Genomic DNA, 21793 nt, shown 5'->3' with positions numbered 1-21793 from the left:
ACAAACAGACTGAAAGGAGCTTTCATTTTACTATGTGCCTAAAAAAGGGCTTTTATGAGAAGGCCGGATGGACAGGGCCGTGGCTCAAAAAGAGCCAAGGGGTCAGGTCCCTTGGCTCTAAATTCATTTTTCACAAGCTGTGTATGGTTTCAATGAACCCTCTATACTCATCAGTTAAGTCGTCAGGTAAGTGATTTATGGGAAAGTACTGCATTTTTTCTGACTCGCTATAATCAATTTTCATTTCTCCGCTTACATCTCTGGTATAATAAACAGCTGTTATCGAATAAATTTCATCACCATTTTGAGTCTTTATGTGATAGTCAGAACCAGAGAATACATTTAGTAATTTTAAGTTTTCAACCACCAGCCTTGATTCTTCGAATACCTCTCTTTTTGCCACCTCTTCAAAACTTTCTCCAAGATCCATTAAACCGCCGGGCAGCCCCCAATAACCCTCGCGTCTTTTTTGCAGCAGCACCTCATCCTGGTCATTCAAGATGATGACAACAGAACCAGGCAGAATAATTGGTCTTTCCCCTACAAACTGCCGTAAATATTTATAGTATTCCATCTTAATGCCTCTCCTCTTCGTTCGATTCTATTACTTTAACTAACGCTTTATCATTTCCTTCATTGAGATATACCCCTTTTATGGAAATGAAAAGCGGCCTGGTTTCGGTAAGGCCACAGGGACAGGTCTCCTACGTTCATTTGCATTTTGGTTAATGTTAACAGTAAGATAAGTATGAATTGTGAAATATTTCGAAGGGGGAGTTCTCATGAAGTATACGGTGATTACAGGCGCCAGTTCAGGAATTGGATACGAAGCGGCACTTGCATTTGCTTCACGCAATAAAAATGTCATTGTGACTGCAAGGCGGGAAGATCAGCTGCATAAGCTAAAAGCAGAAATCCACAACATAAACGCCGATCTGGATGTGGTAATTCTGCCGGCAGATCTTTCTGAAAGCGAAAATGTTCATTCTTTATATGAGAGTTTAAAAGAATACGATATTGAAACCTGGATCAATAACGCCGGTTTCGGAAACAGTGCCCCCGTTGCCGAACAGAATGTACAAAAGATTGAAAAGATGCTCAGAGTCAATATTGAAGCACTCACAACCCTTTCCACTTTATACACACATGATTATTCTCAAAAGGCAGGCACCCAATTAATCAACGTGGCTTCTGATGTAGGCTATAGAATGGTACCAAACGGGGTAACGTACGCTGCTACTAAGTTTTATGTGAGTGCATTTACAGAAGGGCTCGCCCAGGAACTTCAGGATCAGGGAGCTGCCATGAAAGTAAAAGTGCTTGCGCCGGCTATGACAGAAACTGAATTTGTTATAAACGCTCGCGAAGTAGAAGAATTCAGCTACCGTGACAACGTGCAAAAATACCATACCGCCAGGGAAATGGCCGGATTCATGCTGGATCTTTATGATAGTGAGAAAATTGTTGGAAAAGTAAATAGCGAGAGTTATGAATTTGAACTGCTGGATCCTATTTATCCATATACTTCACGCCGGCCGGCTTCGGATTGAGAATGCCGCAGGGACAGGTCCTATGGGCAAGTCTAGAAAAGAGCCAGGGGGCCTGTCCCCTTCGCCTAATTTCTTGTTGTTTGCTGCTTTAGTAAATAAAGTGACAGGTCTGCAAACGGAATGACCTGCCAATTAATGTTTCAAGTCAACCAGCGATAAGCAAATTCCTTAACTGAAGGGAGATGTGTTTTTAATGGCAACTACTTTTATGGTGATTTGGCCTTAAAACTGAATAGCAGGCATGCGCGAAAAAAAGCGGGATTCTCCCGTATTATTTGGTATGCCATTTAAAGTAACCTTTCGTGAATATTGCTGTTGCAGGATACGATGAAGGTCGTATCTTTTTTACGTCCTGATGCCGCGCGACAGCAGCTTCTTTAGAGGCTGCTGGTCCGTGGCATTTTTGCGTCCGCAAACAGCCAGCAAGGACCGAGTTGTCCAAGACATAACGAAAAGAGATCTTGAAGCCAAATTCTCTCCATTCAGAGGGAGCAAACGGAGGAAGGAAGAAATGATTATTAATTCTAAGACGCTGAACCATATCTTAAGCCAACGGTTCAAAGAGGATATTGTCTCTGCCGACTGCCAAACCATGCCTTTACAGGGCGGAACTGTGGGAAGTGTGTACTTGGTAACAGGAATTGCCGAAACCGCTGATGACAAGAAATTACCATATCGTATTGTGCTTAAAGTCCAGAAGAAATGGGAGCGTTATGGAGATCCCGATTCATGGCGCCGGGAATATGATCTCTATACATCCGGATTGGGAGCGGTCTTCTCAGAAGCATTACGCTGGCCGGCATGTTATCACGCTGAGTTGAATGCCGAAGAAAATGAATTCCAGCTGTGGCTGGAATATATCGATGGTGTAACTGGTTTAGACTTGACCGGTAATATGTATGAGCAGGCCGCGCTGGAGTTAGGACGCTTTCAAGGCAAACTGTATAAGGAGCGGCCGGCAGTGCTGCAGAACCTGAGTAATCTTAGCCATGCAGATCTCATGAAGAATACGTATCTGCATTACCGTTCATGGCCGGTCGTATACAATTATATACGCTCGGAAGATTGCGAATTGCCGCAGCACATACGGCAAATGCTCATAGAAATCGATAATCAAGCTGATGAGATACTTGCCCATATTGAAAGACTGCCCCTTGTCCTATGCCACCGGGACTTCTGGGTGGCCAACCTGATTTATGCGGATGGAAAAATTGCACTCATTGATTGGGACACATGCGGCTGGGGTTATTTGGGGGAAGATCTCGCAAGCCTTATTGCGGATGAAGCGGATACCGATCACATGGTCGAATATTACCAAAGATGCGTTCCCGCTTATTATAAAGGCTTTTCGGAATATGCGGGTGGAGTATCTCATAGTGCTGATCATTGCATCTACGAGATGATACTTCTTCTATTCGGGTACAGGCTTGTGGAGTGGTATCTCCACACAGAAGACGATGACGAGAAGACAAAGCATATCCTTACGCTCCAAAAAATCTTTGAAATGAAGACCGCTCCGGTACAGGGATAACGCTTAAAAGAAACTCCAAAAGCTTTGGATTGTTTTTGGAGTTTCTATCAATTTTTTGCCTGTTGCCAATTAACCTTCCATTTCTCCTGATTTTTCAAGACATATTTCATAATATTTTTTCTCAAAGGTAGCTGAATCATACTTTATTAAGTCCTTCTGCATTTCTTCAAGATACTTAAAAATGCCCAAATGGTATGCCCTTTCTTCTCAAATTCTTCTGCCCTTTAGTTGGGGAAGCAAACAAATTAGAGCTTTATGGTAGCACAGTCCAGGAACGACCAACGCAATGTTTCAACAAACAATCTGCTCGATTTCTATTTTAAAGTTGGTGTGCCCTGATGAAACACCATTTGCCAATTTCCATCGTTTAATTTCCAAATAGAACTTCGTAATGCTTTTTTATTCTCTTCATGCTGATAGGTTTGATATGGTGGCCAGGATTATGTCATCGCTTAAAAATTTTATATTGAAATCTGATATTGTGAGTCGTATGTGATTATTGGTTTTTGTTTCACTAACAGCGTCCAACTGAGCTTTTTTATCATATTTATTTCCAGAACTTCCGTATTCCACAAAGTCACTAGCCAGCAACTCGTCTAATTCTTTAGCTTGATATGTCATTAATCGCTTTTCAAGATGAAGAACATGTTCTTCAAGAAATGAGTGTTCCATTAATTCTCCCCCGTATACAGCTCTATTTCTTATCAAATTCGATAGAAGGTGAAAAAATCCTTCTTCAACTAAACTGCATGAGACAAATCTGCCCCGTAAATTATATAAGTTAAGCTGCCTGGTTTTACAGCTGATTAGAACGTAGACCTGGGTAGTTCAATAACTCTATTTCAATTTAAAATAAATAATTTCTGGGTCTCCATCTTGCTTATTGGAAACAAAAAGAATGCAACCCTTTAGTAACATTGTATTCAACAAAAAGAACGTCAATCCTTTTTGGATTAACGCTCATATTGAAAATGCTATTAAACCAATCTTTTCAGCAGAAAATATTATTGGAGTTCTTTTGCTGGGTGTTCTTCAACTATCCCAACCACTTCATAACCATACTTTTGATAAAATTTTGGTGCCTGGAAACTAAACGTATCCAGTTGAATTAATCTGCATTTATTAGTCACGGCAATTTCCTCTATGCTTTCTAATAACTTCTCTCCATAACCTTTTCCCCTTAGAGTTTCATCCACCCATAAGAAATCTATATGTAGATGGTACCAAAATATTGTGCCTGTTATTCCGCCTAAGATATTATCTACTTCATCTCTAAGTATGAAACTTACTTTTTTCACTGGATGTTTTACTGTGTCAGGAACATTTCTTAAATTATGCTCGATTACTTTCTTTCTTATATATTCACTATCCTGTTGGCTCCACTGCTGGCATATCTTCATGCTTTCCACTCCCCAACTTAGCAGTTAAAAATTCTAGCCAGTACTAATCAATGACTCCCGATCACATTCATATTTCTTGAATACTATGTAATTCTTATAGGTTACTTTTATTTTGTGCTATGCAGCTCTTCTTTCACCATCCTGCCCAGTTTGTTAATCAAAAAAAAGACCTGACCAACTTACATTCAGATCTTAAGCCTTCCCGCATTTAGCTTATTATTCTATATTCATAACAATTTCAAGCCCTGTTGGCTTTTCCTTAAAGGTGTCGCTATACTCTTTAAAGACTATCTTTGTATTGGAAATATCGTCAGGCAATGGCGGAGAAACAATGAAGCTGTATGTAAAATGCCCTGTTGAGCCACCACCACGAGACTGCCAGCAATCGTATTGCTCTCCTAAAAACAATTCAAAACTATTATGATGATGCCGGCCGATTGGCGGATCATCCGGCTCATCCCAATCAATATGCAGCTGTATAACGCTGGCATTCTCATACTGCCGAATAACGGTTATGGAATATATCCGATCATCTTTTTCAACCGATTTTAAAACCGATAGGTGTTTTCTGAATCCAGCCGGTTCAATACGCGGTTTAAAGAAATCGTATATTCTCATTCCCCCGAATAACGCCTTCAAATACTCTTCATAGAGATCATATTTTATAGCCCAGTTAGAGATAAAATGATCAGACGGAATCCCTGGGTTATCGTTTGAAATATCCCTCCGCTGTTTCAGCAAAGAACAGATTTGCTCATCAACTTTGCTTAACCGTTCATCGTAAAAATCGGTTGGTGGCTCAAATGGCGTTCGTTTAATTTCAATCGCCTCCTCATTAACTTATTTTACCATATATTAACAATAAGGTAATTGCATTTTTTTTGAAATGGCAGCTGAATTGCTCAAAAAAAATTAAAATCCCAGCAATATTATTCATATTACCAGGATAAAGGACTAAGCATTTATAGGTTTTCTATCTTTTCTATATCCTCCGCAGTCAATTCAAAATTGAAAAGGTCTAGATTAGACGCTTGATTTTCTCGGTTGTGAGATTTAGGGATAACAATCACACCGCGTTGGATTTGGTATTTTAATAAGACTTGTGCACCGGATTTATGATAGATCTTACCGATTTCATCCAAAGCTTCTTTTTGGCGGGCTTCGGCTTTCATAGGTCCCCAGGCAACAGGGGTAATTTCCTCGTCTTTTAATACGGCAAGGAGATTTTTGTTGGGTTCTTTTAAGTTGATTTGTATCTGATTAACAGCCGGCTTCACTTTGGCGAATTTTTTCAATTCATCCAGATGATTTTTTTCAAAGTTTGAAACACCGATTGCTTTTAATTTGCCCGCTTCATAATATTCTTCAAAGACTTCCCAAGTGTTTTTAAGCTGTACTTTGTCCTCGATAGGGAAGTGAATAAGAAGCAGGTCAAGATAGTCTGTCTGGAAGTTTTTCAGACTATTATCAATAGCTGCCCGGGTAGCTTCCTTGGAAGAAATATATTCTTCACTGGCTGGAATTTTGGTTGTAATGAAAAACTCTTCCCGAGGCACTTTGCTTTCTGCTAACACACTTCCGACAAGCTTTTCGTTTCGATACATGATGGCTGCGTCTATGGAACGGTAACCCAGCTCAATTGCTGATGCCAGTTCAGGAATTTCATTTGTTAACGCCCCGTTATAATCGTTGTTTTCTTTTCCATACGTATTTGTACCTGTACCTACTATAGGCATTTCCAGCCCATTATTAAGTGTTATGTATTCCATATTTAAGCACTCCCTCTGTCTAATTACTTTACTTATATCATATCAAATTATGGAATTTTCAAAAAGTAATATGAAAGAAGGTATCATTCCTCTGGCTATCATTTTCCTTGATCGGAACAAGCTTCAGCAGCATCGGTTAGGCAGCGATCTGAACCATAGTAACGATTAACCTTCAATCTGTTTTAAATATGGTATTTCCTCTCCATCAACATTTGCAATATATGCTGGAGTATCTGTTTCATATATTTTAGTTCCAACAGGTAATATATTTGCCGTACCGTTTTTAAAACTGCCGGCCTTATCTGTTATTTTAGTTATTTCTCCAATTTGTTCACCCAATTGATATTCCAGATCAGAAACCCAATCAACATCTTGGGCATTAGAATACACAATTCCACCCAGAAGAAATATATCAGCACTATCATCGCTAAGAAAGTCCTTTGGAGCCGGATTGTCAATAAGACCTTTATTGCATCCCACTAAGAAAATACACAACATACTTATAGGTAATAAGATTTTTGTGAATTTCATGTGATGCCTCCTTTTTGAATAAACAGATGAAGTAACTTTAAAAGCGTGATATGGCAGCTAGTCTGCATCATAATCACCCGTTAGCAATTAAACTTTTTTTACCATCCGTACTTGTTTTAAGATATGTCCATCGAACTCTTTTTCATATTCTTTAACTGTTTCAAAACCTTTCGCTTCATAAAAGTACATGCCAATCTTATTATCTTTTTCGACGTTGATATAAATTTCTTTTATACCTTTTAAATCTTTAACCGCTTGTTGTATCAAAGCAGTGCCAATCCCTCTGCCCTGGAATTATGGATAAAGATAAATAGCCGCCAATTCGACCTTTCCGCCATCCCTCACTGTAGAATAGTTTGCAAAACCGACAACTTCTCCCTCAACTTCTGCAACATAAACTATAGAACGTTCTATACGTTGTTTCATACTTTCATCACTATAATTTAACTTTATTAAATTATTTTGTACTTCTAAGGGGATTATGCCCTCATATGTGGCATTCCAAGTTGTTTTCGCTATGCTTTGAACTTGTTTTGTATCTTGGTAGTGCATCTTGCGGATGGTGATATTCATCTTAAGTCCCCTTTGAATAAGAAGTAAAAATTCCTTCTTCGACTGCCACTTATGTGGAAAAAAAACTGCCTGGTTTGGAACGTGAGCATCCATTAGTGCAATAGAAGCAGTTTCTATCTATCAAGTGCTGGACAACCTTTGTTTTCAATGTCTTCTGAACCAAAAATCTGATAGGAATATTGTCTTTCTGGCTTTCCCTCCTCTTGAGCTGCTCCGTTCGCTCCTAACCTTATTTTTTCTTGATGTAATTCTTTAATTTTATTTCCTTTGCCGTCAACATAAAACGCACGTAATTGGTATCCTCCAGAATGCTGTTCATTGACCCAGCCAAAATCAGATGGGGAAGAAGTGTTTAAAACCCCACTCTTAGGAACCTTATAAACAATTTCATTGTTATCTATTTTTAGTGGCCTTGCACCCTTCACATTGTAATTAATTACTACACATCCCTCAAAACCCATCGGTAATAAATAGGTTTGGTCAACTCCCTCTTGAATGGCTATCAACCTATAAACTGTTACTAAGATTATTAGAGCTAACGCAGCTAATCCAATTCTGGTAAACAAATAAACTTTACCTCCGATCTGAGCCATAAATACCTAATAATGGAACAACAGTATTTCTTTCCCCTCTATATTCGCAAAATAAGCTGGAGTATCTGTTTTATATATCCTACTTCCAACAATATATTTGCTGTCCCGTTTTTAAAACTCCATGCCTTATCTATTTGTTTAGTTATTTCTCCAATTGTTCACCTAATTGTTATTCAAAATCAGAAACCCATTTAACGTCTGGGCATTAGAATAAACAATTTTATCCAGCAATTATGCCGGCATTTTTTTTAAAGAAAATCTCTTGGATTCGGAATGCTTTTGCGGGGTTGTTAATAAAACCGTTATCGCACATTAACTCAGATCATAAACAAAATACTTATAAAAGATATTATTTTCGTCAATTTTATATGATGCCGCCTTGTGTAAATAAACAGACGAACTAACTTTTAAATAGTTACATGTCAGTCAAAATTTTGTTATACATTACACCCCGTTTGTTATACAAAAGAAAGGCCGCCTGATTGGCAGCCGATTTAGCATAAGCATCTGCAGTTTAATTGTATTTCTTTTACAACTGTTATCAAAAATTGATTTAAAACGCCGCTGTTCAAACAAAGTATTATTTAGAACTTATCATGACAAATGGCTGTACTCTACTATTTCTACTTTAAATCCATGACTGCAACCAATTTTAGGACTATCACAAGATGGTGATACCCTAACTTTAACAAGGTCATGTGCATAGTTGCCGAGTGTGCTACTTCCTTCTGGAACTTGAATATTTATGGAAATATCATAAGAATGATTATTATTGTAAACAATACCGACGATTCTTTGGAACTGCCACCCAAAGATCGCTTCATCATTGCCTGAATACTCCTGCGTCACTTTTTTATCAATTGAGGGAAATACAATATCCTTAATAATATCTTCTGGAGTGACATACCAATCTTCTGCATAAGGTTTAATTACCTTGGGTTCGGAAGGTTTAGCATTAACAAAATCACCACTTGTAAGTATAAATAAAATGGTGAAAAGAACGATCACTTTCCTCATGAAAGTCACTCCCATATTTTTCAATAGATTTCCCATCGCAATTAGATGCTATGCACTAATACCCGCCTTTGGCCGGCATATGTTATCTCATATACTTAACTTCATTACAGAAGGCTGCCCCCTTTTGTGAGATAAGAAAGGTATCTGGCTTACCAGCCATCCAAAACATAAGCAGCTGTTATCTGGAAAAAGTGAATTGAGTATCAACAGCCAACTGCTCCGATTCCTTGATTTTTTGAATAAAAATAAGCATCAAGAGCAATATATTATTGCAACTAAAAGAAGGTGGTGGTATTGATGCATCGTGATAATAATTTGTTGGGCATAGGAATTATTGCAATTCTTTTAACAACTATTTACACAGCAATTTTATCTTCAATGCTTATGAAAACCAAAGAACGGGTTGATTATATTTATCATAAGGAACGTTCAAGAAAAGATGCTTAAATTGGCGATGATTTCATCGCCTTTTTTCAACAGAATAAGCATCTTATCTCTATTACGTAATACAACCGTAAAGAGAACGATCCAGAACGTCATTTCTGCCTAATAAGTTATATAAGAAAAGCTGCCTGGTTTGGCAGCAGCTGAACCGGAACATAGAAGATATTAGTTTTGGTAGCAAGTCTCAAATTCGTCTTTCATTAGCAGACTTTTACAAGCCAATCCATTTTCGTGATAAATTTCTCTGCCGATTTTTAACTTGATGCTTCTGTTTAAATTTGGATAGTCGGGGTCGTCATTGAGGATATACAGGGTGTCTTCATCCATCCATTTCATTGAAAAGTCACTTTTTGCATCAGCATAATAAACAGTTTGAACATTATTCTTCTTATGATTGTTTGTGACTTCAACCCAGACGTTAACACCGCCTGCCGCGCCGCCATATGGTTCATAAAAAGCAGCAGCAGTAAGTTCTTTATTGGGTGATGTGACAGATCCAGGTCCCGTTTGGACATTGTCTCTGTCAATTTTACTAAAGGTAAAAAAGTACGTTTCATACACATATATTGAAGAAACCAAAATAACCCCAGCCAATACTGCTATCAGTAATTTATTAGGGAAACGTTTCTTTTTGACAAAAACATTTATGATTTTGGCACATAGAATCACCAATAATATAGTAGCAGCGACACATGCTAAGAAACCAGATAACATTAAATTCATAATCCCCCTGCTTTAATTACTATACTCTCCAAGCAAACTAAAAATAAAGAAATCCTCCCTATTATGCCAGCTGATCTTGAGCATAGCCTTTGTTAGTTAAATAGCACTTCACTTTACAAATTCAGTTTTTATCAGGTAAATGACCAGAAGTGAATTGATGTTCCCATGGTTTTATCAGGAATCTATCAATAATTATCCAAGCTGTCATGTTTACCTTCTTGCACTCCGCCCTCCATACCTTGATTAGATTTAATAATATTATAGACCCGAACCTTTTTATTTTCCTTATCATAAATATAGCTGTATCGTACATCCAACTCATCTTCATATCTAACATCTGCCATATATCTGCCCATTTTCCAATCATAAACCAACTCGGCCGAACTAATTAATGGAGCATCTTCTCTAGCATTTAAATAGCTTAATACTTGATCCCTAGTTTGATTTTTCGGTAATTGAAACACACCCAAAAATACTCCTAAAAGTGTTATTAAAACCAATGAGAGTGAAATAATAATGTTTATTTTCAATTTGTCCCCTCAGTTTCAATGAGGCCAGGGGGACAGGTCCCGTGGCTCATTCTTTCTTTTTAATTATAATCAGTTTTGACATCACAAAATGACCGACTGCAATAGTTAATAATAGGTCTCTGTACGGCTCATTTACACCACCCATCAAATAGGCAGCAATATTGAAAAACATAAATGATATTGTGAGTAGCCCGAGAACATAATACTCCATTCTCACTTCCATTATTTTTCCCCCTTAAACATGCCAGGGGGACAGGTCCCGTGGCCCAGTCTCAAAATGAGCCAAGGTACCTGTCCCCTTGGCTCACTTTTTTACTGTGTAATGTATTTCAACAAATTGGTTAAAAGTTCGGGTCCCTTTAAGTTTTAAGTCCAGCTGATAATCGCCGGATTTAAATAATGGGATTCCATCTCCGATGATGGAAGGAGCAATTGTGATAAACAATTCATCGAGTAATTCTTCTTTCAAAAACGTGTGTAACAATTCTCCGCCGCCAACTACCCAAATATTTTTTCCTTCTTCTTTTTTAAGACTATTGGCGAAATCTACAATATCTTCGTTCACAAACTTAACATCAGCTGTATCTTCTAATTGAGACCTGGAAAAGACGTAACAGTCTTTATTTTTATATGGGAATTGACCTTTTTCGTGTTTCATTATCCAGTCATATGTTCTTTTGCCCATAATGATTGTGTCAATTTCTTCATAAAATTCCGAGTAGCCATTATCACCTTCACCCTCTACTTTAAATAACCATTCTAATGAGTCTTCTTTTGTTGCGATGTATCCATCCAAGCTTTGAGCAATAAAGAGTACTATGTTCCGCGGATTCTTCATCATACACCGTCCTAACTACGGGGAAATTTGGCCCATTTTTATTTTAACAACAAGAACTTGATTTAAACTGCACTTTTATAGAATAAGGATTCAATAAAAAAGGCGGTTATCCTTCCTGGATCAACCCGCCTGTTACATTAAAATATATTTCTGCCCTTAGGTCTTTTTATTATTATCAGTTTTGACATCACAAAATGACTTGCCACAGGGACGACCCCCTGGCCCAGTTTTAAAAAGAGCCATGGGACCTGTCCCCCTGGCTCACAAAAATTATTGATTTTGCCTGATACATACGATCCCGGTATTCATATCCAATGACAATGCTGCCTGCAAAAGCACCTGGAGACAGCTGGGGATACAATACAGCATAAAGTTTATTATCTCTTATTTCGTACTTAATGATGCTGCCAAAGTTAATCTCTGGAAATATGGTATCAGGTAAAAGCTTCAACTTTTTAACATCAATTTGATAAGACTTCTGTCCAATCGTTATCACTGCTTTGTTTTTTGTTAAGCTTGATTTTATATTCTTATTTACAATTGCCATTGGGTTGTCAACCAGTACTTCTCTCAACGGCTGGCCATTTACATGAAAGACAGCCACTTCTTGCTCTAAGACGCCTGTACCATAACCTTTGGTCAGGATAATAATCAGTTCTTTCTTTTTATCACCATTAATATCCTCGTTATGGATTTCAGGGGCGTAAGTGGGATTGGATGCATTTATCCAGAAGGGCCTGGAATACTCACTTCCCTGAAAATTCAATTTAAAGTCGTAAAAAAGACCATTCCTCTCTATGGCATGCAAAGTGATGCTGTCTGATTTGGCGACTATTTTATGTTTTGGTTCTGCAGCTCCAGCTTCATTTGATAAACTCACTAAGAGTATAGACAATAAGAAAAATACTACTCTCTTCAATAGCCCTCACCTCGTTTTTAGCATTCCCAAATTGTGAGCCAAGGGGACAGACCCCGTGGCCCAGCTTCAAAAAAAAAGCCAAGGGACCTGTCCCCTTGGCTCTTCATGTTCTCTTAATCATAATGGCCCCCGACCCATTCCTCTCCTCATCCCAAACCGTCTGAATCTCAAATGTCCCCGGCTCGAAAAACAAATCAAATCTCATTTTGATATCTTCCTGCATCGGCAAATTTTTTGCATCTTTTATGCTGATCCAATGCAGCTCCCCTTCCGGCGGATTCTCCAGCAGTTCGCCCTCAAAGTCCTTCGTCCAATAATTCATCATCATATACCGCTCATTTTTCACCGGATTCACAAACTCCGAAATCCCCTTAAATACAAGATTGCTCACTTCAAGGCCGGTTTCTTCCCTGACCTCCCGGATTGCTCCATCAGTAAAGCTCTCCGGGAATTCCACTCGCCCGCCCGGCGGAAGAAAGCCCTTAAAGTGGTCATGCTGCCTGTCCAGCAGCAGCACTTTATCTCCATCCTGAATCATCACCACTGTCCAGATCTTATAGGTTATTTGATTCTCCAAAATATCTCCTCATTTCGTGCCAGGGGGTCAGGTCCCCTGGCCCAGCCTCAAAATGGGCCAAGGGACCTGACCCCCTGGTTCATTTTCTGCAAATTAACATGTACACTAAGGTTCCCCCCGCTAGAAATAGACCTGTGCCCAAGAGAACTTTTACATAAGATACTCCAACTACAGCTGTATCATAGCTGGTCTCTCTGCTTTCAAGCACAGACCACCAATCATTCTCTGTAGAAAAATAGATGGCCATGAACAGCCATGTAAGAAAGGTGAAAAGAGTAAGTAGGAATACGATTATTTTTGCCCTCAAAATATCCCCCAATCAGATTCATATGGCATTTATAAAGCAGGGAAGTTAGAATCCTGCTGGTTAAACAGTTATACAGTGAACCCTATTTTCCTCTTTACTTCTTTTAAAAACGGTGCACTGACAGCCCTGGCTTTTTCTGCTCCCTCCTGCAAAATCTTATCAATTGCTGCCGGCGAGGACATCAGCTCCTTATATTTTTCCCGCGGCTCCTCCATGAATCTATTCATTGTATGGAAGAGCTCCTTTTTCACTTCTCCCCAGCCGATGCCTTTCTGATATTCTGCTCTCATCTTTTCAACTTCAAAAGCTGAAGCGAATTCTTTATACAGCATAAATAATACGGAAGACTGCGGATCCTTCGGCGCCTCTGGCGGCAGTGAATCTGTTTTGATTTTGTTGATAAGTTTCTGCAGATTGCCTGGTTCTTCAAAAAGAGGGATCGTATTGTTGTAGCTTTTGCTCATTTTCCGGCCATCCAAGCCTGGCAGCACTGCTGTATCTTCTTGAATTTTATACTCTGGCAGCAGAAATGTTTCGCCATAATGATGATTAAAGCTTTCTGCAATATCCCTGGCAATCTCAATATGCTGGATCTGATCCTTCCCGACAGGAACAACCTCCGTCTTGAACATCAAAATATCGGCGGCCATCAGCACTGGGTAGTTGAACAAACCCATGTTCACACCGAAGTCGGCATCTTTCCCAGCAATCTTATTGGCTTCAACAGCGGCTTTATAGGCGTGGGCACGGTTCATAAGCCCTTTGGATGCAAAACAGCTTAATATCCAGTTCAGCTCAAAGATTTCAGGAATGTCTGATTGCCTGTAAAAAATCACCTTGTCAGGATCAAGTCCCAATGCCAGCCATGTTGCAGCAATCCCATATGATAACTCGTTAACTTCGGCCCCATCATGGATTTTGGTCAGTCCATGATAATCGGCGACAAAGTAAGCCGCACTGTATTCCCCTGAATCAGCCAGCTCCAATGCAGGCTTGATCGCCCCGATATAATTCCCTAAATGAATGCGCCCAGTAGGCTTTATCCCCGTTAAAATCGTTTTCCCCATAATGCCTCCCCCTAGTTTAAAGTTGGATGAAATACAAAAAGGGCTACCCCTCCAAAAAGGACGAGTAACCCGTGGTGCCACCTTCATTCGTTCACAATAAGTAAACGCACTTATCCATACTGAAACCAAAGGTTCCAATACTTAGCCTCTTGTAACGGTAAGGCGCTCCGCCGGACCTACTGCAAGTTCAGCCCGGAAGCTCAGAAGCCCATTCAGCATTAATCCTGTACTGATTCCCACCCAACATCAGCTCTCTGCCACACTCTTAATGCCTACTATTCTTCATCATCGCTCTCCAATAATTAAAATCAATTCTAAAATATGGATATCAAGAGGTCAAGAGTTATTTCGAGCCGGGGGGACAGACCCCATGGCCCATTCCCAAAAAGAGCCAAGGGACCTGTCCCCTTGGCTCCCCTTGGCTCAAAGCCACTTCCGAATATCCATGATAGCCTGCAGATGCATGCCTTCATGAAAAATCGTCCGGATCAGCACTTGTTCGATTGTCTGCATTCCCATTTCTGTTGGCGGATATTCTTCTTCAAGGCGGTGGCCATAGGCTTTCCTCAGGCTTGTTGGCTGCTGTCTAAGCAGGTCCTTAAGTTCATTAAATGAGGGTGTTTCTTCAGTAAAATCAGCAGGTGTTGAGCCATAGCCAAACCAGGTGCGGAATGCTTCCGGCACCGGTGATTTTTCCTTCGTTACCGCTTCAATCCATAAATATTGGTCCAGATAAATATGCCCCATATTCCATCTGATGTTATTACGGAATTTATCGGGAACAATCTCTGCCTGACCGGCGGTAATTCCTTCTAACACAAGCAGAATATCTTCCCTATAAGCTTGCAGCTGGGTGAAAAGATTTTCGTGGCGGTCATTCATTTTTTGAACTCCTTCTTATAATGACTTCCACCATAAGTTCCACAAAACATGGCGCCAATCCTTCTTGAAAAAAGAGCCAGGGGGACAGACCCCATGGCCCAGCCACAAAAGGAGCCAGGGGGACAGACCCCGTGGCCCAGCCGCAAAAAGAGCCAGGGGACCTGTCCCCTTGGCTCTTTATAATGTTTCGGTATTCGATTTTTTCTGCGGTGCAAACCATCCGAGGAGGGCTATTGCGATCAGTATTCCGTAGAAGACCAGTGTCCAGCCTGTGCTGTGCGGAAAGTGGTGGTCTAGGACACCGATATCTTCGTGCGCAAGGGTGATGACAGCAAGCTTGACTCCGACCCACGCTACAATGGCATAGGCGGTTGTTTCAAGTGCCGGTCGTTTCGCAAGCAGCTGCACAAACCAGGTTGCAGCGAATTTGATAAGGACCAAGCCCGCGATTCCGCCAAGGACCACGACAATGAACTGTCCGCCGTCCATGCCGCCGAAATCATCGAGCGGTGAATCCGGCAGTCCCAAAGCAAGTGCAACCGCAGCAAGGATTGAGTCAATTGCAAATGCCAAATCGGCTAATGCAATTTTCCCTACCGTCGGCCAAAATCCCTTGCCGCGGGACTCTTCTTTCAGATCCTCGCGGTTATGTTCGTTGTCTTTCCCAAACTTCGCTTTAATCACATGCTTCAATCCCAGGTAAAGCAGGTAAGCCGCCCCGATTGCCTGTATCTGCCACACGTTGGCAATGAAGGAAATGGCAAAAAGCGCGATAAATCGAAAGGCAAATGCCATAATAATTCCGTAGTTGATAGCTCTTTTCTTCTCTTCCTCAGGCAGATGCTTCGCGATGACAGCCAGTACAAGCGCATTGTCAGCAGAAAGCAAGCCCTCCAATCCAATTAAAATCAGTAATGCCCATGCATATTCAAGCCATATGCCCTCCATAAAAACACTCCTCTCAACAACAATACATTTTTTGTAGATTTCCCTGATAAAGCAGTTTATAACCATTTAATTAAGCATTAATCATTTTCTTTTTTAAATGATCCCCTCAATGTATACAATAACTCCATTTTATAACACATGATGTTGTCTGCAATATTATTTTTTCAAATAGTTTTCTTAATCATAAATCAAAATAATTACGTTTTACATTGACACATTTTTTCGCACATAGTATATTCAGTAAAGTATAAATAGTAACAATTACGATTTATACAATACATAATGATCGGAGCGATATTATTTATGAGCAAAAAGCTTACCAGTTCTATTTTTTTCCTTTTCTTATTAGGCATCATCCTTGCAGGCTGCCAGGAAAAGAGCGATGCACCGGCTAAAGAGGCAGCCCCTGAGGAATCCGCTGAAAATGCCGAGGAATCCACTGAGAGTGCCGAAGAAAGCCATGATCATGAACATGACCATGATGACGAGGAAGATCATGAACACGAGCATGACCACAGCCACGGCTCAGAGGAAGAACAACAAATCTATTCAGGGATATTTGAAGATGACCAAGTCGAAGACCGTCCTTTATCTGACTGGGAAGGCGACTGGCAGTCTGTTTATCCTTATCTGCTGGACGGAACGCTGGATGAGGTTTTTGAACACAAAGCTGAAACAAAAAAGGATAGATCCGCTGAGGAGTACAAAGCTTATTATAAAACTGGTTATGAGACAGACGTTGAACGAATTGTTATCAAGGATAACGAGATGACATTTTACAGAAATGGTGAAGCAAAAACAGGAGAATATGAATATCACGGCTACGAAATCCTGAACTATGAAGCCGGAAACCGGGGCGTCCGTTTTCTATTTGATCTGGCAGGAGAAGAAACAGACGGGCTGCCAAAGCATGTCCAATTCAGCGATCACAGCATCTACCCGACAAAAGCCCATCATTACCACATTTATTTCGGGGATGAAGAACATGCAGAACTTCTGAAAGAACTGGAGCACTGGCCAACCTATTATTTCTCTGATTTAAGCGGAGACGAAATAGTGCATGAAATGACTGCTCATTAATAAATTTGAGCTGAGAGAGATATTGCCCTTTTGCAGGTGATATTTGTCTCTCAGCTTTTTTAATCTACATCATTTTTTGGGTAAATTGCTCAGTGTTTAAATCGTTTCACTGCTTTTTTTAACCAAGCCCCTTTTATCCTGACAACTGGCCTGAAGGAAGAGCTTCTGTCCTTATAAAAATCTCCCCTATCACCCGTCCAATAAACGCTCTTTATTCTCTTCCAAATGCTTCATAATTCCTTGAATGCCAGACTCATAGCTTCTCACCGCTTCTTCATTTGGTTCAGAACCACTCTGCAAAAATTGCTTCCATTCTCCTTCTAACTGCTCCAGTGACTTTCCATAGACTGCCTGAATAATTGCTGCCAGGTTCGCTTCACCATGAATTTCCAGGAATTTTTCCATTCCATATTCATTGATAAGATACCTTGTAAACGAAGCGGATTCGATGTAAGCCAGCCATCTGAGGGAGGATGAGTCTTTATCCAGGTTTGTATAGGAGAAGAATCTGTCATCCAACAGCAGGGTTTCAAGAGGCAGTATGATGTCTTTAGAGATTAAATCCTTCATGATTTCATGTGTATCTTCCTTATAATTAGGATTCACACTTCTTTCCGAATAGGTTTCCTGCATAAAAATCGCCAAGCCTTCTTGTGTAACTTGTCCTTTTTCATCATTAAAAAGTGCATGGGTCATTTCATGAATGAGCGGATCATTTCCTTCTGAAATATAATAAAGATTGATGGTGCCGCCGTTATGGGAGCTGACCTTTTGCTCATTATGCAGATTCAAATAAATCCTGGAGGGTGGAGAAAGAGGAATCTTTTCTTTTTGCAGTGCCGCATAAAAGCCGAGGATTTCTTCTTTGATCTGCTTTAGCGTATCCGCAGAAAACTCCCCTTTATTTTGCATAACAATATCAATTTTCCCATCTTCTGTTTTAAAATTTGTCAATTCATTTTTTGGAGGCTCAGCTCTTTTGGTGACCTCGGCATCCTTGTCAGTATTGGTACAGCCGATAAGAATCCCCATTAGCAAAATGGCAGCAGAGGCAGCCTTTATCCTTCTGCCCGCCTTCCACTTCCTATTTTTAATGTACATCTCCATCAAATACCCCTCTCATCTCTCTCAGGCACAATCATCACATCCTGTATTTCATACCGATCATCAGGCGTTAAATGAAGCAGCACCATTTCGCCATTTTCAAATTTTAACAGCTCATAGGTTTTGAAGCTTTACCTGAACTCATCCTTACCTTAATTTGCTGCAGCAGCTCATCAGAGATTTTCGCCTTTCTTCCCTCGGCCATGAGTGTCCTGGCCTGCTGATCATTTTCTGTCCTGACCGCTTCCTTGAATATCAGACCAACTTCACCAGCATCTGGCTTGCTCAACTCTTTATAGACAACCAGCCCTAATCCTATGTTCAGAAAAATAGATGCAGCAATAAGTATATTCTTGACTCGCATCGCTTCACTCCTTACTTAGCCGGATATTAGTAGCCAAATTGGTTCCATATAAACTTCAGCACCGGCAGCAGGATTAGAATCAAAACGCTTTGATAAAAAGAAGTCAAAATATCCTTTTTCCACGTATTCCTTTCAGGATAGCGATTGGCCAAGCGCTGAAACAGAAGCAGCACAAGCCACCAGAAAAATAAGGCCGTCAGGACCGTTTGTATATCACTATAAAACATCCTTGCTCCCCTTTGCCGACAATTTACTTAAGCACATATACGGTTTATAAGGAAAAAAGTTCCTTTTTATTGGTACAAAAAAAGCATTTCCCCATCAAAAGGAAATGCCCATTGCTTCTTTATTCTTTTTTCCGTTCTTTTCCGAAAAAGCCCCAATCCAGGAAGGCATATACGGCAATATATACGGCAGCCTGGATACAATTAGAAAGGAGGTGGACTTCCTTTTCTGTTAGAAAGTCATACAAGCTAAACCAGGCTATCAGGATGATAAGCAATAGGATATAAAAATTCTTCCTGGATTTTCGCAGAAATTTCAGCACTTGCCGCTATTTCGCACCCTCATCAGGCTGATGGATTCCAAAGATATTGCCTTCTGTATCCACATAATATCCCTGCCACGCCATCCCCGGCAGAGCGTATTTCGGCAATGCGACCTTTCCGCCGTATTCAATGATTTTGGCTTCGGTGCTGTCATAATCTTTAACACCTAAAGTACAGGAATAGCCGTTCACTGGCTGACCGGGTTCGGGCGGCGGGCTTTGGCGTTTGATCAAGGCCCCATTGATGCCCATTTCACTGTCATCACCCGTCACTGCGCCGAAGTATGGCATCCCGGCATATTCGCTCCAGTCCTGAAACGACCAGCCAAACACGTCCCCATAAAACTTTTTCGCACGCTCCATGTCATCCACATGAATTTCGAAATGAATAAGTCTTCCCATGATTACCTCCCGATTTCCAATTAATTTCTAATACTAACTTCGAGTTATCTTTAGGAATCCCTTCTACAAAAAAACGCCTGCCCCAAAGTTTTTGGAGCAGGCATCTTTTCTATTAGTGGATATCCTTCTTCCTGAAATTTCCGCCCTTTACTTCCGAAACATCATAAACAGTGACAAAGCAATCGGGGTCAATTTCATTGATGATTTCTTTCAGCTTGGTTTCTTCCATGCGGTTGATGACACAGGTGATCTCCCTGAATTTTTCATGGGAAAAGCCTCCGTAGACTTCTTTATAAGTCGCACTTCGGCCCAGACGGTCGCGAATGGTCTCTACCATCAATGCAGGCTGAGTGGTGATAATCTGAAAAGTTTTGGAACCGCTCAGTCCCACCTCAACAATGTGAATGACCTTGGATGCGATAAAGTAAGCAATTGCTGACAGGATTGCCCCCTGCAGCCCAAACACGGTTGAAACGAAGATAAATACAAAAATGTTCAAGAAGAGAATGATATCGCTCGTCCCAAACGGCAATTTCCGGGACAGCAGCACGGCCAGCATATCGATGCCATCCAAAGCACCGCCATTCCGCAGCGCCAGCCCCATGCCAAACCCGAGGATGATCCCCCCAACCACTGTGACCAGCAAGGTATCGCCTTCAATGATTGCCGGGGTATGATGCATCATGCTTGTCCCTATAGCCAGGGAAGCAATTCCGATGATGGAAAGGATCGCAAAGGTTTTTCCGATCTGCTTATATCCCAGCCAGATAAACGGGATGTTCAGGACCGCGATCAAAATCCCTAATGGAAAATCAAATAATTGCGCCCCAACGATACTGAGGCCTGTGACACCACCATCTGAGACATCGTTCGGAATCAGAACGGTTTCGAGGCCATATGCAGCTATCACTCCCCCGAGGATGACCAGCAGCACCCTCATAGCAAATTTCAGTTTATTCGACTTATGCTTTCTCTTTTCAGTCATAAAATTTCCTGCCTTTACTCTATTTTCATTTTTACAGTGTATCATATTTTAGCCAATCCCCAACACTACTTCACACTTGCCAGGGGAAAGAGCCTTGACCGCCCTTGTCCCTGAACAGCATATCCTGTTTAATATAAGTTAGGAAATTTACACTAAGGAGTACAAAAGATGTCTGGGAAAGAACAGTTTATACAAATTACTAAAGTACTTGAATATATAGATCAGCATTTGCAGGATACTTTGCCGCTTGAAAAATTGGCCAAGGTATCGACTTACTCCCCTTTTCATTTTCAGCGCATCTTCAAATCATTCATGGGAGAATCTCCGGCTGCATATATAAAAAGGCTCCGGCTCGAGAATGCCGCACACTTATTGATATATGAGCGTGAGATTCCAATTACCGAGGTAGCCCTCATGTGCGGATTCTCCTCCATCTCTTATTTTACCTATTCATTTAAAGAAAATTTCAGTACGAGCCCCAGAAAGTGGCGTGAAGGAGCCTATCTGGAATTATTTCCGAGAGTCTATCAGGATAGCAAGAAATCTAAACTTTTCAGCAATATAAAGAAAGAGGAACAGCAGCAGAATCCCTATAATGAGTTTAGATGGCTGGACCTGGATAAAGTCAGGACCATTGAGCTTCCAGTTTGCGCAACTGTGAATAGACAAAGCGTCGGCCCTTACACGGAAGGAATCCCGGATGCCTGGGAAGACCTCTACCATTGGACAACATCAAGGGAGCTAATGAAACCGGATCCGTTCACCTTTGGTGTGCCGAGAAATAATCCATATATAACACCTCCGGAAAAAACCAGATATGACTGCCGCATAGCAATTGATCAGGATAAGATTCCGGAGGGCGAACCCGCCTTTCTATTTAAAGGGGGAAAGCATGTTGTATATGAGTTTGATGAACCTGTCGATTACAGTGAAAGAAGCAGACTGATTGAATGCTATTCTGAACTGTACAGCTTCTGGCTGCCGAGAAGCGGATACAGGTATCTGGATAATCCCGTGGAATTGGTTGATGTAAAGCCGCTCAAAGGGTCGCTGTCAGTAGAGTGTAAAATCAGGGCAATATGCCTGGCCATCGAACCCAAATAAAGGAGCAA

At 40.7% G+C, this 21793-nt stretch carries 27 protein-coding genes, 1 pseudogene and 1 other annotated feature; of the genes and pseudogenes, 5 read left to right on the top strand and 23 right to left on the bottom strand.

Annotated elements, in window-relative coordinates:
- Positions 1-130: 130 nt before the first annotated feature.
- Positions 131-574, bottom strand: coding sequence for an NUDIX hydrolase (locus tag ABU165_RS20480; RefSeq protein WP_318060862.1), 444 nt, complete (start codon positions 572-574; stop codon positions 131-133).
- 208 nt (positions 575-782) lie between these two features.
- Here ABU165_RS20480 and ABU165_RS20475 point away from each other — a divergent pair, with 208 nt between their 5' ends.
- The gene (locus ABU165_RS20475) at positions 783-1550 is read left to right on the top strand and encodes an SDR family NAD(P)-dependent oxidoreductase (RefSeq protein ID WP_318060863.1); all 768 of its coding nucleotides are present in this window, start codon (positions 783-785) and stop codon (positions 1548-1550) included.
- A gap of 511 nt (positions 1551-2061) precedes the next feature.
- Positions 2062-3081: an aminoglycoside phosphotransferase family protein gene (locus ABU165_RS20470; protein ID WP_318060864.1), complete on the top strand. Its 1020-nt coding sequence runs from the start codon at positions 2062-2064 to the stop codon at positions 3079-3081.
- A gap of 408 nt (positions 3082-3489) precedes the next feature.
- Here the strand turns inward: ABU165_RS20470 and ABU165_RS20465 are convergent, their stop codons facing one another.
- From ABU165_RS20465 to ABU165_RS20430, 8 genes and pseudogenes are all read right to left on the bottom strand, one after another.
- Positions 3490-3753, bottom strand: coding sequence for a DUF4440 domain-containing protein (locus tag ABU165_RS20465; RefSeq protein WP_318060865.1), 264 nt, complete (start codon positions 3751-3753; stop codon positions 3490-3492).
- A 332-nt stretch (positions 3754-4085) separates the two neighbouring features.
- A complete protein-coding gene (locus ABU165_RS20460) occupies positions 4086-4481 on the bottom strand; it encodes a GNAT family N-acetyltransferase (RefSeq protein ID WP_318060866.1) in 396 nt (131 codons plus the stop codon).
- 216 nt (positions 4482-4697) lie between these two features.
- The gene (locus tag ABU165_RS20455) at positions 4698-5222 is read right to left on the bottom strand and encodes a hypothetical protein (protein ID WP_318060867.1); all 525 of its coding nucleotides are present in this window, start codon (positions 5220-5222) and stop codon (positions 4698-4700) included.
- 221 nt (positions 5223-5443) lie between these two features.
- A complete protein-coding gene (locus ABU165_RS20450) occupies positions 5444-6250 on the bottom strand; it encodes an aldo/keto reductase (protein WP_094768754.1) in 807 nt (268 codons plus the stop codon).
- A gap of 165 nt (positions 6251-6415) precedes the next feature.
- On the bottom strand, positions 6416-6781 hold the full coding sequence (locus ABU165_RS20445) for a hypothetical protein (protein ID WP_101551468.1): 366 nt from the start codon (positions 6779-6781) through the stop codon (positions 6416-6418).
- A gap of 87 nt (positions 6782-6868) precedes the next feature.
- Positions 6869-7354, bottom strand: a pseudogene (locus tag ABU165_RS20440) (GNAT family N-acetyltransferase).
- A 113-nt stretch (positions 7355-7467) separates the two neighbouring features.
- Positions 7468-7920, bottom strand: coding sequence for a DUF6843 domain-containing protein (locus tag ABU165_RS20435; RefSeq protein ID WP_318060868.1), 453 nt, complete (start codon positions 7918-7920; stop codon positions 7468-7470).
- A 621-nt stretch (positions 7921-8541) separates the two neighbouring features.
- A complete protein-coding gene (locus tag ABU165_RS20430) occupies positions 8542-8964 on the bottom strand; it encodes a hypothetical protein (RefSeq protein ID WP_253616401.1) in 423 nt (140 codons plus the stop codon).
- A 297-nt stretch (positions 8965-9261) separates the two neighbouring features.
- On the opposite strand from ABU165_RS20430, the gene ABU165_RS20425 reads away from it, so the two are divergent.
- The gene (locus tag ABU165_RS20425) at positions 9262-9411 is read left to right on the top strand and encodes a hypothetical protein (protein ID WP_318060869.1); all 150 of its coding nucleotides are present in this window, start codon (positions 9262-9264) and stop codon (positions 9409-9411) included.
- A gap of 162 nt (positions 9412-9573) precedes the next feature.
- On the opposite strand, the gene ABU165_RS20420 is transcribed toward ABU165_RS20425, so the two are convergent.
- From ABU165_RS20420 to ABU165_RS20380, 9 genes are all read right to left on the bottom strand, one after another.
- Positions 9574-10131 (bottom strand): DUF5412 family protein, encoded by a 558-nt coding sequence (locus ABU165_RS20420; RefSeq protein ID WP_101551458.1) that lies wholly within the window; start codon positions 10129-10131, stop codon positions 9574-9576.
- A gap of 185 nt (positions 10132-10316) precedes the next feature.
- A complete protein-coding gene (locus ABU165_RS20415) occupies positions 10317-10661 on the bottom strand; it encodes a DUF3139 domain-containing protein (RefSeq protein ID WP_094768748.1) in 345 nt (114 codons plus the stop codon).
- Between the two features lie 46 nt (positions 10662-10707).
- A complete protein-coding gene (locus ABU165_RS20410) occupies positions 10708-10884 on the bottom strand; it encodes a hypothetical protein (RefSeq protein ID WP_165352667.1) in 177 nt (58 codons plus the stop codon).
- 81 nt (positions 10885-10965) lie between these two features.
- Positions 10966-11499: a dihydrofolate reductase family protein gene (locus ABU165_RS20405; protein ID WP_318060888.1), complete on the bottom strand. Its 534-nt coding sequence runs from the start codon at positions 11497-11499 to the stop codon at positions 10966-10968.
- 229 nt (positions 11500-11728) lie between these two features.
- A complete protein-coding gene (locus tag ABU165_RS20400; protein WP_318060870.1) occupies positions 11729-12418 on the bottom strand; it encodes a hypothetical protein in 690 nt (229 codons plus the stop codon).
- A 103-nt stretch (positions 12419-12521) separates the two neighbouring features.
- A complete protein-coding gene (locus ABU165_RS20395; protein ID WP_180827397.1) occupies positions 12522-12995 on the bottom strand; it encodes an 8-oxo-dGTP diphosphatase in 474 nt (157 codons plus the stop codon).
- A 375-nt stretch (positions 12996-13370) separates the two neighbouring features.
- Positions 13371-14369, bottom strand: coding sequence for a tryptophan--tRNA ligase (locus tag ABU165_RS20390; protein ID WP_318060871.1), 999 nt, complete (start codon positions 14367-14369; stop codon positions 13371-13373).
- Positions 14370-14422: 53 nt separating this feature from the next.
- Positions 14423-14667 (bottom strand) — a binding site (T-box leader).
- Between the two features lie 125 nt (positions 14668-14792).
- Positions 14793-15251, bottom strand: coding sequence for a DinB family protein (locus tag ABU165_RS20385; RefSeq protein ID WP_318060872.1), 459 nt, complete (start codon positions 15249-15251; stop codon positions 14793-14795).
- A 177-nt stretch (positions 15252-15428) separates the two neighbouring features.
- Positions 15429-16199 carry a TerC family protein gene (locus tag ABU165_RS20380; RefSeq protein ID WP_022543436.1) on the bottom strand — a complete coding sequence of 257 codons (771 nt, stop codon included), beginning with the start codon at positions 16197-16199 and terminating at the stop codon, positions 15429-15431.
- 303 nt (positions 16200-16502) lie between these two features.
- On the opposite strand from ABU165_RS20380, the gene ABU165_RS20375 reads away from it, so the two are divergent.
- The gene (locus ABU165_RS20375) at positions 16503-17279 is read left to right on the top strand and encodes a metal-binding protein ZinT (protein WP_224951215.1); all 777 of its coding nucleotides are present in this window, start codon (positions 16503-16505) and stop codon (positions 17277-17279) included.
- 189 nt (positions 17280-17468) lie between these two features.
- On the opposite strand, the gene ABU165_RS20370 is transcribed toward ABU165_RS20375, so the two are convergent.
- The 5 genes from ABU165_RS20370 to ABU165_RS20350 all read right to left on the bottom strand — a co-directional run bounded on the left by ABU165_RS20370 (position 17469) and on the right by ABU165_RS20350 (position 20681).
- Entirely contained in the window at positions 17469-18386 is a 918-nt protein-coding gene (locus tag ABU165_RS20370; protein WP_224951213.1) for a peptidase MA family metallohydrolase, read from the bottom strand.
- A gap of 103 nt (positions 18387-18489) precedes the next feature.
- The gene (locus ABU165_RS20365) at positions 18490-18747 is read right to left on the bottom strand and encodes a hypothetical protein (protein WP_318060873.1); all 258 of its coding nucleotides are present in this window, start codon (positions 18745-18747) and stop codon (positions 18490-18492) included.
- A 26-nt stretch (positions 18748-18773) separates the two neighbouring features.
- A complete protein-coding gene (locus tag ABU165_RS20360) occupies positions 18774-18974 on the bottom strand; it encodes a hypothetical protein (protein WP_318060874.1) in 201 nt (66 codons plus the stop codon).
- 326 nt (positions 18975-19300) lie between these two features.
- Positions 19301-19696, bottom strand: a complete 396-nt coding sequence (locus ABU165_RS20355; protein WP_148950400.1) for a VOC family protein — start codon at positions 19694-19696, stop codon at positions 19301-19303.
- A 112-nt stretch (positions 19697-19808) separates the two neighbouring features.
- The gene (locus tag ABU165_RS20350; protein WP_022543433.1) at positions 19809-20681 is read right to left on the bottom strand and encodes a YitT family protein; all 873 of its coding nucleotides are present in this window, start codon (positions 20679-20681) and stop codon (positions 19809-19811) included.
- A gap of 168 nt (positions 20682-20849) precedes the next feature.
- Here ABU165_RS20350 and ABU165_RS20345 point away from each other — a divergent pair, with 168 nt between their 5' ends.
- Positions 20850-21785 carry an AraC family transcriptional regulator gene (locus ABU165_RS20345; protein WP_318060875.1) on the top strand — a complete coding sequence of 312 codons (936 nt, stop codon included), beginning with the start codon at positions 20850-20852 and terminating at the stop codon, positions 21783-21785.
- Positions 21786-21793 lie beyond the last annotated feature (8 nt).

It is taken from the genome of Cytobacillus sp. T106 (assembly GCF_040492155.1).
GTDB lineage: Bacteria > Bacillota > Bacilli > Bacillales > Cytobacillaceae > Bacillus_AB > Bacillus_AB infantis.
Note: the sequence above shows the minus strand (reverse complement) of the source record. Positions and strands in the feature narration are given on the sequence as shown.

Bases quoted from the DNA above. Each gene is read 5' to 3' on its own strand.
- ABU165_RS20480 (WP_318060862.1), bottom strand. From the start codon at position 574: ATGGAATACTATAAATATTTACGGCAGTTTGTAGGGGAAAGACCAATT.
- ABU165_RS20475 (WP_318060863.1), top strand. From the start codon at position 783: ATGAAGTATACGGTGATTACAGGCGCCAGTTCAGGAATTGGATACGAA.
- ABU165_RS20470 (WP_318060864.1), top strand. From the start codon at position 2,062: ATGATTATTAATTCTAAGACGCTGAACCATATCTTAAGCCAACGGTTC.
- ABU165_RS20465 (WP_318060865.1), bottom strand. From the start codon at position 3,753: ATGGAACACTCATTTCTTGAAGAACATGTTCTTCATCTTGAAAAGCGA.
- ABU165_RS20460 (WP_318060866.1), bottom strand. From the start codon at position 4,481: ATGAAGATATGCCAGCAGTGGAGCCAACAGGATAGTGAATATATAAGA.
- ABU165_RS20450 (WP_094768754.1), bottom strand. From the start codon at position 6,250: ATGGAATACATAACACTTAATAATGGGCTGGAAATGCCTATAGTAGGT.
- ABU165_RS20445 (WP_101551468.1), bottom strand. From the start codon at position 6,781: ATGAAATTCACAAAAATCTTATTACCTATAAGTATGTTGTGTATTTTC.
- ABU165_RS20430 (WP_253616401.1), bottom strand. From the start codon at position 8,964: ATGAGGAAAGTGATCGTTCTTTTCACCATTTTATTTATACTTACAAGT.
- ABU165_RS20425 (WP_318060869.1), top strand. From the start codon at position 9,262: ATGCATCGTGATAATAATTTGTTGGGCATAGGAATTATTGCAATTCTT.
- ABU165_RS20420 (WP_101551458.1), bottom strand. From the start codon at position 10,131: ATGAATTTAATGTTATCTGGTTTCTTAGCATGTGTCGCTGCTACTATA.
- ABU165_RS20410 (WP_165352667.1), bottom strand. From the start codon at position 10,884: ATGGAAGTGAGAATGGAGTATTATGTTCTCGGGCTACTCACAATATCA.
- ABU165_RS20405 (WP_318060888.1), bottom strand. From the start codon at position 11,499: ATGAAGAATCCGCGGAACATAGTACTCTTTATTGCTCAAAGCTTGGAT.
- ABU165_RS20390 (WP_318060871.1), bottom strand. From the start codon at position 14,369: ATGGGGAAAACGATTTTAACGGGGATAAAGCCTACTGGGCGCATTCAT.
- ABU165_RS20385 (WP_318060872.1), bottom strand. From the start codon at position 15,251: ATGAATGACCGCCACGAAAATCTTTTCACCCAGCTGCAAGCTTATAGG.
- ABU165_RS20380 (WP_022543436.1), bottom strand. From the start codon at position 16,199: ATGGAGGGCATATGGCTTGAATATGCATGGGCATTACTGATTTTAATT.
- ABU165_RS20375 (WP_224951215.1), top strand. From the start codon at position 16,503: ATGAGCAAAAAGCTTACCAGTTCTATTTTTTTCCTTTTCTTATTAGGC.
- ABU165_RS20370 (WP_224951213.1), bottom strand. From the start codon at position 18,386: ATGGAGATGTACATTAAAAATAGGAAGTGGAAGGCGGGCAGAAGGATA.
- ABU165_RS20365 (WP_318060873.1), bottom strand. From the start codon at position 18,747: ATGCGAGTCAAGAATATACTTATTGCTGCATCTATTTTTCTGAACATA.
- ABU165_RS20360 (WP_318060874.1), bottom strand. From the start codon at position 18,974: ATGTTTTATAGTGATATACAAACGGTCCTGACGGCCTTATTTTTCTGG.
- ABU165_RS20355 (WP_148950400.1), bottom strand. From the start codon at position 19,696: ATGGGAAGACTTATTCATTTCGAAATTCATGTGGATGACATGGAGCGT.
- ABU165_RS20350 (WP_022543433.1), bottom strand. From the start codon at position 20,681: ATGACTGAAAAGAGAAAGCATAAGTCGAATAAACTGAAATTTGCTATG.
- ABU165_RS20345 (WP_318060875.1), top strand. From the start codon at position 20,850: ATGTCTGGGAAAGAACAGTTTATACAAATTACTAAAGTACTTGAATAT.